We start from the raw sequence: 12,346 nt of genomic DNA on the forward strand, positions 1-12,346 counted from the left end.
CATACACATATTGTGTGCAGCCTATCTATTACATTAGTTTAATATAAATTTTATTCTCTATTTTTCATATACATGATGAAGTAATTTATGAGCTAGCCCTTCACCTGGTTTTCCAAAGTAACTTTCATACATTTTTACTATAGCAGGGTTTTTGTGTGATTTTCTCTTTGGAAGATTTTTATCTTGATTGTACAATACAGAAGCTCTTAAAGTCCTGTAGTCTACAGCGGATCTAGTTTCAGCATTTACATGAGGTTGTCCACCACCATTTACACATCCACCAGGGCAAGCCATAACCTCTATAAAGTGATATTGTTTTTCATCCATTTTACCAGATTTCATGAATTCAAAGAAGTTAGCAGCACCGTTTATAACAGCAACATTATAGTTATTTCCTGCAATTTCAACAGTTGCTTCTTTTATTCCTTCGAGGCCTCTTACTTGTGTGTATTCTACATTTTCAAGTTCTGCATTTTCAGCGAAATCTTTTGCAGTTCTAAGAGCTGCTTCCATAACTCCACCTGTTGCACCGAAGATTACACCAGCGCCAGAATACTCTCCCATTGCTGGATCGTGTTCGCTGTCTTCAAGCTCTGCAAATTTGATTTTTGCATCCTTGATCATTTTAGCAAGTTCTCTTGTAGTTAATACTGCATCTATTTGTCTCAAGCCGTTAACTTCCATTGCCTCTAAATCAGCTTCATATTTTTTGTCGTTACAAGGCATTATTGTAACTGTATATACATCCTCTGGATTGATTCCAGTTATAGATGGATAATAAGTTTTTGTTGCAGTACCAAATATCTGCTGTGGAGATTTTGCAGAGGATAAGTTTTTAAGTAAATCTGGATAGTAATTTTGAGCTAGTCTTACCCATGCAGGACAGCAGGATGTAAACATTGGGAAAGGACCATTATTTTTTACCCTTTGAAGAAGTTCTGTTGCTTCTTCCATAATAGTCATATCAGCACCAAAGTTTATATCAAATATTTTATCAAAACCTAAAGTTCTTAAAGCTGTATAAAGCTTGCCAGTTACGTCTTTACCAAAGCCCATGTTGAATAATTCACCCATAGCAGTTCTAACAGCAGGAGCCATAGCTACTACTACGTGTTTTTTAGGATCGGCTAAGGCTGCTTTTACCTTTTCAGTATGAGATTTTTCTTTTAAAGCAGCTACAGGACATGCAATAACACATTGTCCGCATAATAAGCAATTAGAATCGTCAAAGGATACATCATTTTCAGTTCCAACAACTCTTTGACCATCCTTTTTTATAAATTTAATTGATTCAGTTTGAGTGTATTTTTTACAAGCAGCAACACATCTTCCGCATAATACACATTTACTTCTATCTAAAACGATAGCATTGCTTCTATCTTCGATATATGGAGTCTTGTCCTGAGGTAAAAATGGTTTATTAGCTCTAGCCTTTGTTTTTATAACTAATTTTAAGAATTCACAGTTTTCTCTTCTTGGACAAGGACCGCATTTAAATTCATGTTTATCAAGAAGCATTGATACTCTCTTTTTGATTCTTTCATTTACTTCCTCAGTATTTGTATTTATGACCATACCATCTTTAACTTTTGCAACACAAGATGCTAAAATTTTTCCATCAACTTCTGCAAGACATACTCCACATTTTCCAAAGTTACCGCAATCTTTTAGGTAACATAAAGTAGGTATATCCACATTGTTTTCTCTTGCTACTTCAAGTACAGTAGTACCTTCGTTAGCTTGCACTTCTTTACCGTTCAAAACTAATGTAATCATCTTTATCCTCCCAAACTTAAGTTTAAAAAATCCACTTTAATTATAACATATCAAAATGCTTGTTAAAATATTATCTATCAAAATTAGAAAATATTTTTCAAACAGGTTTGGAAGTATTTCTTTATCATGTTAAATGATGAATTTATCTAAGAAAGTAATTAATTATGGGTTTTTTTTAGTTTGTTAAAATAATAGCAAAGATAACTATTTACTTCCTATTTTTTCACCCATTAGAATTTTGGTTTCATATCCTAATTCTGTTTGATTAACTATATCTTCATCTATTTTTGCGACATTTTTTTCTAAAAATATAACAACTGTAGAACCGCCAAATTTAAAGTATCCTTTTTCATCACCTTTTTTTATTCTAGAACCTGGAGTATACGTTTGAAGTATGCTTCCAACACAAGTTGCACCAACCTCTACGTATAATATGTCCTTAAAGTTCTCAGAATGAAATACACTCCACTCTCGTTTATTTTCACAAAATAATTTTGGTATTCTTTTTAAGGCAACTGGGTTTACGGAATAGTATGAACCATTAATCTTGTTACTTTTTTCGCAAACTCCATTGTCGATAAAATGAAATCTATGATAATCTGTGGGACAGAGTCTAAATATAAGGCAAGTTCCCCCTACATATTTTGAAGCTGTGTTTTTATCATTTATAAGCTCAAATAGGCTGTAATTTACTCCCTTTATCTGCATTATGTTATTTAAATCTATATTTTCATAAGCAAACATTCTACCATCAGCAGGAGAAATTAATATATTTTTTTCATCAGAAAATGGTCTTGCATTGGTTTTAAGCTTTCTTGTAAAAAAATCATTGAAAGAGCTAAATTCATCTTGAGTTTTTTCAACTAAAGACATATCAATATTAAGATCTTTTATAAATGCATCAATTTTTGACTTACTCATTTTTGTATCGCAGTATAAGCCGTACAATTTTGAAAAGGCTTTTTTCTTTACAAACAATTCAAGCAGATTCATTCCCACCCTTGATGAATAAATCCAATTTAAGTATTTTTCACCTGCTACTAATTCTATTTCATATTCTTTTAACTTACGATTATAAAATTTTATCATTTTTAAACCTCATTATTATAAAATAAATTTTCTTCTAAATTATAGTATTATAGAGCTAGGGAATCAACCGCTAATTTATGTATAGTATATTAAAAATTTTGCTAAAATATATTGAGTTTTGGCAAAGCATAAGAGTATAATATAAATTAATGTATTGTACTGACTGGTCATTAAATTGTTATTATAAAGTTTGGTAACAAGAATGTGGAGTGATTATATGAATAAAACTAAAAGATCCATATTTGAGTCTGCTTTAAAGATATTTTCTAACAGTGGATATAGCGAAGCAACTATGGATGATATAGCAATTAATGCCGGAGTTGCAAAGGGAACTCTTTATTATCATTTCAAAAGCAAAGAGGAAATATTCAAATATGTAATTTCGGAAGGTATGAATGTTATAACAGAAGAAATGGAAGAAGCAACAAAGCATATTACTGATCCTATACAAAAAATTATTGCAGTTTGCAAGGTTCAGTTTGGGTTAGTATATAGAAATAAAGATTTTTTTAAAGTTGTAATGAGCCAACTTTGGGGGCAGGAATCAAGGCAATTTGAGTTAAGAGAGGTAGTAAGAGTTTATATTGGAGAAATAGAAAGATTTCTTAAAGAGGCTATGGATGCAGGGGCATTAAAAAAAGGAGAAACTGAATTTATGGCATATACTTTGTTTGGAACAATATGCTCTGGAGCAGTTTATGAGCTCATAAATGATAACCAAAAGAAAATTGATGACTTAGTGGAAAGTATAACAAGCTATATTTTAAAAGGAATAGAAACAGACAAATAATAAAGCATATTCTTTAGAATCGGTAATTGCGCCGGTTCTTTTTTATTTTTGCAATTAACAGACTATTGACAATCTTTGCAAAAAGATGTATAAATAAACTGACCAGTCAGTTCATACACAAATGGGGGTGATTTGATGGATTTCCTTAGGATTGCATGGCGGGATATTAAGAGTATCTTAAAAAACAGATTTATAAGGGTGTCTGTAATAGCCATTATAATTGTACCTTTATTATACAGTTTGCTTTATCTTGCAGCGTTTTGGGACCCTTATAGTAAGCTGAAGAGTGTTCCCGTTGCAGTTGTTAATCTGGATGAGGGTGCTACTAAAGATGGGAAAGCTGTTAATTATGGTGAGGATGTTGTTAAAAAATTAAAGAATAACAATGAACTAGGCTGGAAAATTACTAACTATAAGGATGCTGATTCGGGGACTAAAGGTGAAAAATATTATGCGGAATTTATTATTCCTCAGAATTTTTCAGAAAAAGTTGTAAGTGCAAAGGATAAAAAACCGGAACAAGCAAAGATCTTGTATAGAGATAATGAAAAAAGAAACTTCATAATGTCTCAAGTTAATTCAAAAGCTGAAATGACTTTAAAAGATGAAATTGCGAGGACAATAACCAGCGAGTACACTAAAGTTACTTTTGACAATTTGTATGATGTTAAAGATGGGTTTAAAACGGCAGCTGATGGAAGTAAGAAAATAAAGGATGGACTTTCAGATGCTAAAAATGGAAGTGGAGCACTAAAGGATGGCATAGGTCAGATTAAAGATAAAATGCCACAAATTCAAAGCGGAACCCAGCAGCTTTATGATGGAGCAAACCAGCTTGTTAACGGAATTAATACAGATGCTGTTGATCAAAATGGAAAGCCACAGGGACTTAAAAATGGTGCCCAGCAATTGAACAATGGACTTTATACAGCGGCTTTTGGAGTTTCATCAGCACAAGGTCAAATTTCACAGGCGGTAAATGCTTTAAATGGACAGAAAAGTCTTGCAGCTTTAATTAATATTAATAATGCAAGAGCACTTCGAAACATTATGGGTGATGCAGGCTCACTTTCCCAGGTGGATTTAAGTGGTGTAACTGGGGTTTTGCCTTATATGAATTCAAAGAATATGGCTTCAATTAATAAAACAATAGCAGACTTTAATTCTGTTAATTTAAATTCAATATTATCAATGCCTCAGCTTGCTCAATTAATGTCACCACAAAATATTAACAATATAAATAACTTATTAAATAGTACGGAGGCTTTAAGTCAAATTGATACTAGTAAGCTTATGCCTATTGTGGAACTTATGGGGAGTTCGCAGCAATTAAATGACTTATTAAAACAAGCCACTGCATTGGGCAGTATGGATATGACTCCTATAAATTCAATAAAGCCTTTATTAAATACAAATAATGCACAAGTATTGAGTACTTTACTTCAAGGCTCTAAAGATAATTTAGGAGGACAAAACGGACAAGATAAGATTAATTTTATAAAAGGACAGGAACTTGCAGCTGCATCATTTATTAAGGCAGCTAGTACTTTAAATGATTCCTATAATAAAATTAATAATACTCAGTTACCAGCAGAACAAAAGCTTGAAGCCCAAAAACAGCTTTTAGATCAGTATAATAATCTTGTAACACACACAGCACAATCCATGAACAGCTCAAAAGATTACATGGCTTCAATGGAAAGTTTACTTGAAAATATGAAAAATTTAATAGATAGCAATAGTTCAGTTATAAATGGAGCTCAAACTGCACTTAAACCAGATAACATAAACTCAGTTAATAATATGATAACGAGTTTAGGAGAAGCACAGGCAAAGATTAATTCTCCAGAGACAAAGCAGACGATACAAGCAGTTCAAAATGCTATGTCGCCTTCTAATATAGCCTATATTCAGCAGCTTGTTTCTCAATTTAGTAATATAAAGACTGAACTTGATCAAAATAAAGATAACCTTGCAGCAGTGCAAAGCCTTTTGACAGCAGTTAAGTCTAACGGAGGAGTTCAGGAATCCTTAGGCAAAATAGCTGCACTGCAAAGTGACATGAAGGAAGCACAGCCAATATTAAATACATTTAACACTATGATGAATGATCCAAAGCTTAAGGCTGAGCTTGCAAATGCACCACAACTTTTAAATCAAGTTACAAAGGTTCAAAAAGAACTTAAAGATAACCAAAAATTACTTGAAGTTGCACAGGATGAATTAAACGATGGAAATATTAAAATGGCAAATAATCTTATAGCTCAAATTCCAAACATGACAGGAAAGTTTAATGAGCTTGCATCAGGAATTAATCAGCTAAGTGATGGATCTAGTGATTTACTTACTGGTATAAATACATTATCAAATGGTTCATTTAAACTTAGGGATGGTATAGGAACATTAAACAGTGGAATGCCTACTCTAAATGATGGAGTTAATAAACTGTATAATGGTTCGAGTGACCTTAATGATGGAATTGGAAAACTATATAACGGTTCAGATGAGCTAGCTTCAAAATTACAGGATGGTTCAGATAAGATAAGCAAGAATCTTGTGAATACAAGCAGTGACATGGCTAAATTTGTATCAGAACCACTTGCAATGAAGAATGAACCAATTGGAGCAGTTAATAATTACGGAACAGGTTTTACACCTTACTTTATACCTCTCTCCTTATGGGTAGGCGCTATAATGATGTTCTTTGTAATAACAGATAAGGTTGATGATGATATAAATGCAAGTCCAGCAGCCGTTGTGGCAGGCAAGTTCATATCCTATGGTTATATAGGTATAATACAGGCAATTTTAGCTAGTGCAGTAGTATTAACACTTGGACTTAAACCGAAAAGCTTAATTTTGTACTTTTTATTTAATATATTTATGTCCTACGTGTTCATAGCGATAATCCAGTGTTTGGTATTTTTGCTTGGAATGGCAGGAAGGCTTCTTTCTATAGCAATTTTAATATTGCAGCTTACTTCTTGCGCAGGTACTTTCCCATTAGAGGTTGTACCAAAATTCTTCAAGGTTATAAATCCATTCATGCCATTTACGTACTGTGTATCAGCAATTAGGGAAATTATTGCAGGAGTAAATTATGCTACTTTGACTAAGGATGTTTGTATATTAGCTGCTACTATGTTTGTATTCCTTGCAATATCGATGGCACTTAAAGGACACGCAGATAAGGTTAAAGAAATAATAAAAGAAAAGAAAGACGAAAGTTTATCACAGTAACAATACTCAAGAAATATTAAATAAAATTAATAAATCCAAGAAAAAAATATCCAAAATCCTAAGAAGTTTCAATAACTCACTAGCGTTTAGACGGATTGAAACATTTAAGGATTTTGGATATTTTTCGCTGCTATGCTTCGGAAAATCTTAAACTTAGTGCTTGCGCATGGCTTAAAATATAATATTCAGTGCAGTTGATATTAATAAGTTCTAAGATTCACCTGAGAGAAACGAAAGGTAAATCCACATTGATTGTCCTCTGACCATACTGTTTATCTATAGTTTTTTGGAGCGTATAATTGAAATTAAAAGCCAAAAACCAAGGATGGCAGCTATTCCATAACCAGTTATACCTATTATCGACATTCCGTACATTTTAGGACCGATGTTTGAATGAAGTATTAAAGAAGAACTTATTATCATTGAAGAAATTATAAGTGCTAAAACAACTCTGTTTACCATTTTATTTATTTCACTTATAGGTTCATCAATATTTTTTATATTAAATTGAATTTTCGCTCTTCCGCGCATAAGTCCATTGCTTAACTCTATAATTTTAGAGGGAAGCTTTGAGGAATTTTTTAAAAATAAATACGAGTTTAAAAGAGCCTCATTAACATTAAAATTTTTAAGAATTGAATCGTTATTTTGGGATTTAACAAAGGGAATTGCCACATCTAATATAGAAATATCCGGTGAAATTTTTGCAATTACTCCCTCTAATATAACGCAGCTTCTAACAAGGATTATTAAATCTTTAGGAAGACTTATGTTGTTTCTCTTAGCACAATCGAATACCTCTTGAAGAAATTGTGATATTTTTATATTTTCTAATGATGCAGAGAGATAACTAGAAAATATATAATCTATATCCTCGTAAAGCTGATTTCTATCTACGTATCCATGACGTATTCCCACAGCCATAATAACTGAAATGATTTTATCTATATCATAGTAAGCAACAGATAAAATCATATCGTTTAAGGCGTTTTTTAAATTCTTCGATAGATTTCCCATAAGACCAAAGTCTATAAAGCATATTTGTTTATCTCTAAGTAATATATTTCCAGGGTGAGGATCTCCATGAAAAAATCCATCTTGAAAAACCTGTTTAAAGTATGTAAGTGCTAGTTTTTTTCCTAAATCGTTTAGGTCATAATTTTCTGCGGCCAACTTTTTTATATTATCAATTTTGAAGCCATCTATTTTCTCCATGGTTAAAATATGTTTTGTACTTAACTCTTTAAATATGTACGGGCAGGTTACATAAGATACATCCTTGTTAAGCTCTTTAAAATGCTCTATATTTTTAGCTTCTGTATTAAAGTCCAGTTCCATTTTTGTGGACATTGAAATTTCATCCAAGGCTTCTGTAGGATTTATTATAAAGTCCGTAAATCTGGCCTTTGTAAGACTAGCTAATTTATATAATATGGATAAATCCAATTTCATTTTCTCTTCTATATTTGGACGTTGAATTTTAACTATAACTTTTGTTCCATCCTTTAATATAGCCTCATGAACTTGAGCAATGGAAGCACAGGCAAGAGGTTTTTTATTGAACTTTTCAAAGGTTTCTTCAACAGTTTTGTGAAATTCACTGTTAAAAATGGTTTCTATGGTATCATAGCTTTCGGCTGGAACATCATCTTGAAGCTTAGATAGCTCTTTTATGTATGCATCAGATATAATATCAGGACGAGTACTTAGAATTTGCCCTATCTTTATGAAGGTAGGCCCTAATTCTTCAAAAGCCCTTCTTAAATTTTGGGGAAATCTCTTTGCTCTATTTTTCTTAGAATCCACAAGATAGCCAAATCCATAATATGCAAGAACCTTTACTATCTCTCTGAATCTTTGTACAGATTTTTTCATAACGGTGACCTCACTTTTTAGCTGGAGTTTACAAAAAATGTTTATATAAAAGCCCTAACAAAAAAGTTGGGGCTTTTACATTTATTAAGGCGATTTCATCAAAAATGCATCTAAGCTTCAGAGGACTTGATGCTTTTGAAATCTTATTTATAGTATATTTTATAAGTTACTGATTTAATTTTTCTTCTAGTTTGCTTATTCTTTCTTTTAATTCAGATAAATCTTCTTTAGTAGCAAAATTAATTTCCTTTAAAACAGCTGTTAAATCCTCTTTAGTTAAAGGTTTAACTTTGCTTACTTTGTCGCCTACTGCACTGCTTTTTTCTTTTAAGTTCTTTTTAAGTTCTTGAGACAATTCTTTGCCTTCATCAATAGTGATTTTTCCTTTTTCAACGAGGTCATCAACTACCTTTGAAGCCTTTTCATAAGTATAAGCGGCAGAACCCAATCCCGCAAGAACAACTTTTTTTAGTTCATCTACCATCAAATCCATCCCCTTTATATAATTTCCAATCTATAACCTAATAATATCAGAACAAACTGCCTTTGTAAATTGAAATGGACGTTATTTGAGGGAATTATCAAAATATTAATAATTTTATATTTACCATAGGTTTAAAAGATTATGTTATCTTATAGAATATTGATAACTTATTTATTAGAAGATGTATTGACATATCTGAGGTTTAGTAATAAAATATTATCTTGTGATAGTAAAATAAAAATTTATGCACTCGTAGCTCAGTAGGATAGAGCAGCGGTTTCCTAAACCGCGTGCCGGAGGTTCGAATCCCCTCGGGTGCACCAAGCATAAACCTTGTGATATTAACGTATTGCAAGGTTTTTTATTTTTTGAGGACTGTGTATAAAGCACGCAGCTTAGTATGCTTACATCAGAACTTTATGTAATTGACTAAGATTAAGGTGGATTTTTGAATTTTATCAAAGTCATTGAATGAATATTAGTAACCATTAAAATAAGGGAGGTGCTTTATGAATATAGGAGATATTAAAAAAGTAGAGATATTGTTTAAAGAACTTATTGCTATTTTAAATAAGTATGGGGACAGTACAATATCAAATCAAAAAAGAATAGTCGAAGATACAATAGACTTTATTGAGGATAATACTATTGAAGATGATAAAAAAATTATTGAAATAGAACAAAATTATAAAATGCTATACCCAGCACATGGAGGGTTATCTGAATTTTATATCTGGGATAATGATTTTGAAAAGAGAAAGAAATTAAATGAACCTTTAGATAAAGTTACAGAAGAATTATGGGAAATATTTAAATAATTAATTTAATAGTATTAATAATGCAGCAGTGAAAATATAAAATGAATCAGTTGAAATTAAGTAGGCTGATTCATTATTTTTTTTAATGTGAAATTATATTGAAAAGAATATGAGAAATTACACATCAAAATATAAGGGTTATTAATATGATCCTATAAGTAAAAATGATAGAGTTAATTTATTACAAGGAGACAATGCTGAAACAATAATTATTGATAAAAGGAGTGATATTAAATGGATAAGTATTTATAAATAGGCTCAGTAGCTCTTTTAAAAGAAGGTAAAAAAAGATTAATGATATATGGGGTATAGATTAGAAAAAAAGCAATACAGGAGAAGTTTGAGGTTATATTGGCTGTTTATTTTTGGAGGGAAATATTGAGGCATACATATCTATTTAATCATAACAAAATTGATAGGATATTTTTTTGGTATGCAGGATAAAGAATAAATGGGGTTAACAAACTTATCTCAAATTTAAAATGAAAATAATTGGAGTTATGGTATTAAGTTATATTTGTAACAATATTTGTTTACAAAGTTCGTATTAAGCATTATAATTATTGGTAATTAATATAAGTTTTGTAAGCAGGGAGATTTAAAAGAATGGAAAAATACGCAATATTATCGGACGGTGATAAGTTAAAAGAAATCAGAAAAAAATATGAAGTAAAACAAGAAGAGATTGAGGGAGAAGGAATTACAAGAAATCTTATAAGTGAAATTGAAAATGATAAAGCTATTATTACTAAAAGGGCGGCTGAAATAATTATAAAAAATGTAACTGCACTGGCTAAAAAGAAGAACTTTAAAGTTACTGAAACTGTTGATTATTTAATGGAAAATCAGATTGTACAGGCTACAAAGATACTTGATAAGTACATAGAAGAACTGAAAACTTTAATTATTTCAAAAGATGAAAGCTTTATTAAAACGTTTAAAGAAGCAGAGATTTTTTTAATTGATTGGGATATTAAAGATAAAAAATTAAGGATATATGAGCTTGCGGGAGACTATTATTGCAACAATAATGAGATGTATAAAAGTGCTGTATATTATGAAAAAGCTTTAGCATTAATTAATCGGGTGTTTTTAGATAGAGAATTAATACCTCTTTCAAGGAAATTATCTATGGTTTATGGGTATATAGGTGACTATAAGAAAAGTATTGAATGTTGTGAGTTTGCATTGAGTAGGTTTGGTAATATGTCAATTAATGATAAGGTCATCTTTAGGCGTAATAATGCTTTGAACTATAAACATATTAATAATTTACAATTAGCATTAAAAAATATTGAAATAGCAGAAAATTTAGTTGATAAATCAGATATTTCAACATATATTAAAATTTTAAATAATAAGGGAAATTGCTTTTATGAAATAAAACTTTATGATGAGGCTATTAAAGTATTTAATCAAATATTTGGTTTAATTAATAAACGAGGAAAAGATAGATATTTAATTAATTTAATAAATATTGTTAATAGTTATTGGTATGCCGGCATAAAAGATAAGTCGATTGAAAATTTTAATACTGTAATTAGAGAATTACCTAATTTAGATAATATTAGTCTATATGTAGCCAACATCTATTTTGAGATAGGAAAGGTATATGCAAGATTAGATAAATTGAAGTTATCAGAAGAGTATTATTTAAAAGCTTTGGATTTCTCTGAAAAACAAAAAAATTATGTTTTAGAAAATGACATATTGCATAATTTAATAGAATTATATACAACTACAAATAATGTTGAAAAGATGGATAGTATAAAAAACAAGGTGCTTATAGTATCTAACATACAAGGTAAAGTAAATAATGTTCTTACATACAAATTAATAATTTTTTATGCTGGAAAAAGTGATAACATAGTAAAACAGATAGCTGCTTTTTCCTTGAATTATAATTAAATGGGGGTGAGTATTGTGTTTGGAAAAAGGATTAAATTATCAGTATTATTAGCAGTATGTGGAGTGCTTTTATTTTCATCTTTAATGTTTAATTTAGGTTGTACTAAAAGTTTGTGTAATATAGATTACACATATGAATTTATTTGGAAGTAATGTATTCCATTTTTATTTTAATCATAATTTAAAGATAACAAAAGGCAATCTGGGGGACAAAACCAAGTTGCTTTTTGTTTTGAAAGGTATGTATGGGTATATCCAAGTATATTAGCATACTGCAATTTGAGAATAAAGAAATCAACAATGGAAATGCAATGGCTGTACTACAAATGATTTTACTAATTTTTTTCGTTAAAATGCATCTTTTTC

At 30.5% G+C, this 12,346-nt stretch carries 9 protein-coding genes and 1 tRNA gene; 6 read left to right on the top strand and 4 right to left on the bottom strand.

Annotation, left to right across the window (positions count from 1 at the left end; all coding sequences use genetic code 11):
- Positions 1–57: 57 nt before the first annotated feature.
- Both ACJDT4_RS12840 and ACJDT4_RS12845 read right to left on the bottom strand, forming a co-directional pair.
- Positions 58–1,776 (bottom strand): ferredoxin hydrogenase, encoded by a 1,719-nt coding sequence (locus ACJDT4_RS12840; protein WP_406787974.1) that lies wholly within the window; start codon positions 1,774–1,776, stop codon positions 58–60.
- Positions 1,777–1,980: 204 nt separating this feature from the next.
- Positions 1,981–2,865, bottom strand: coding sequence for a phosphatidylserine decarboxylase (locus ACJDT4_RS12845; RefSeq protein WP_406787975.1), 885 nt, complete (start codon positions 2,863–2,865; stop codon positions 1,981–1,983).
- Between the two features lie 217 nt (positions 2,866–3,082).
- Here ACJDT4_RS12845 and ACJDT4_RS12850 point away from each other — a divergent pair, with 217 nt between their 5' ends.
- Together ACJDT4_RS12850 and ACJDT4_RS12855 are read left to right on the top strand one after the other, a co-directional pair.
- Positions 3,083–3,655, top strand: coding sequence for a TetR/AcrR family transcriptional regulator (locus ACJDT4_RS12850; RefSeq protein ID WP_406787976.1), 573 nt, complete (start codon positions 3,083–3,085; stop codon positions 3,653–3,655).
- Between the two features lie 135 nt (positions 3,656–3,790).
- A complete protein-coding gene (locus ACJDT4_RS12855) occupies positions 3,791–6,895 on the top strand; it encodes a YhgE/Pip family protein (protein WP_406787977.1) in 3,105 nt (1,034 codons plus the stop codon).
- 276 nt (positions 6,896–7,171) lie between these two features.
- Here the strand turns inward: ACJDT4_RS12855 and ACJDT4_RS12860 are convergent, their stop codons facing one another.
- Both ACJDT4_RS12860 and ACJDT4_RS12865 read right to left on the bottom strand, forming a co-directional pair.
- Positions 7,172–8,770: an ABC1 kinase family protein gene (locus ACJDT4_RS12860; RefSeq protein WP_406787978.1), complete on the bottom strand. Its 1,599-nt coding sequence runs from the start codon at positions 8,768–8,770 to the stop codon at positions 7,172–7,174.
- A gap of 166 nt (positions 8,771–8,936) precedes the next feature.
- Entirely contained in the window at positions 8,937–9,254 is a 318-nt protein-coding gene (locus ACJDT4_RS12865) for a phasin family protein (protein WP_406787979.1), read from the bottom strand.
- Positions 9,255–9,500: 246 nt separating this feature from the next.
- Here ACJDT4_RS12865 and ACJDT4_RS12870 point away from each other — a divergent pair.
- The 4 genes from ACJDT4_RS12870 (at position 9,501) to ACJDT4_RS12885 (ending at position 12,133) form a co-directional block, all read left to right on the top strand.
- A tRNA-Arg gene (locus ACJDT4_RS12870) sits at positions 9,501–9,577 on the top strand.
- A gap of 186 nt (positions 9,578–9,763) precedes the next feature.
- On the top strand, positions 9,764–10,072 hold the full coding sequence (locus ACJDT4_RS12875; RefSeq protein ID WP_406787980.1) for a hypothetical protein: 309 nt from the start codon (positions 9,764–9,766) through the stop codon (positions 10,070–10,072).
- A 606-nt stretch (positions 10,073–10,678) separates the two neighbouring features.
- Positions 10,679–11,980 (top strand): transcriptional regulator, encoded by a 1,302-nt coding sequence (locus ACJDT4_RS12880; RefSeq protein ID WP_406787981.1) that lies wholly within the window; start codon positions 10,679–10,681, stop codon positions 11,978–11,980.
- A 15-nt stretch (positions 11,981–11,995) separates the two neighbouring features.
- On the top strand, positions 11,996–12,133 hold the full coding sequence (locus ACJDT4_RS12885; RefSeq protein ID WP_406787982.1) for a hypothetical protein: 138 nt from the start codon (positions 11,996–11,998) through the stop codon (positions 12,131–12,133).
- The last annotated feature ends 213 nt before the right edge of the window (positions 12,134–12,346 follow it).

Origin of the sequence: Clostridium neuense, assembly GCF_045310695.1 — a bacterium.
Lineage (GTDB): Bacteria > Bacillota > Clostridia > Clostridiales > Clostridiaceae > Clostridium_S > Clostridium_S neuense.

What these genes read in the sequence shown, in the direction of transcription:
- ACJDT4_RS12840 (WP_406787974.1), bottom strand. Translation starts at nt 1,776, where the DNA reads ATGATTACATTAGTTTTGAACGGTAAAGAAGTGCAAGCTAACGAAGGT.
- ACJDT4_RS12845 (WP_406787975.1), bottom strand. Translation starts at nt 2,865, where the DNA reads ATGATAAAATTTTATAATCGTAAGTTAAAAGAATATGAAATAGAATTA.
- ACJDT4_RS12850 (WP_406787976.1), top strand. Translation starts at nt 3,083, where the DNA reads ATGAATAAAACTAAAAGATCCATATTTGAGTCTGCTTTAAAGATATTT.
- ACJDT4_RS12855 (WP_406787977.1), top strand. Translation starts at nt 3,791, where the DNA reads ATGGATTTCCTTAGGATTGCATGGCGGGATATTAAGAGTATCTTAAAA.
- ACJDT4_RS12860 (WP_406787978.1), bottom strand. Translation starts at nt 8,770, where the DNA reads ATGAAAAAATCTGTACAAAGATTCAGAGAGATAGTAAAGGTTCTTGCA.
- ACJDT4_RS12865 (WP_406787979.1), bottom strand. Translation starts at nt 9,254, where the DNA reads ATGGTAGATGAACTAAAAAAAGTTGTTCTTGCGGGATTGGGTTCTGCC.
- ACJDT4_RS12875 (WP_406787980.1), top strand. Translation starts at nt 9,764, where the DNA reads ATGAATATAGGAGATATTAAAAAAGTAGAGATATTGTTTAAAGAACTT.
- ACJDT4_RS12880 (WP_406787981.1), top strand. Translation starts at nt 10,679, where the DNA reads ATGGAAAAATACGCAATATTATCGGACGGTGATAAGTTAAAAGAAATC.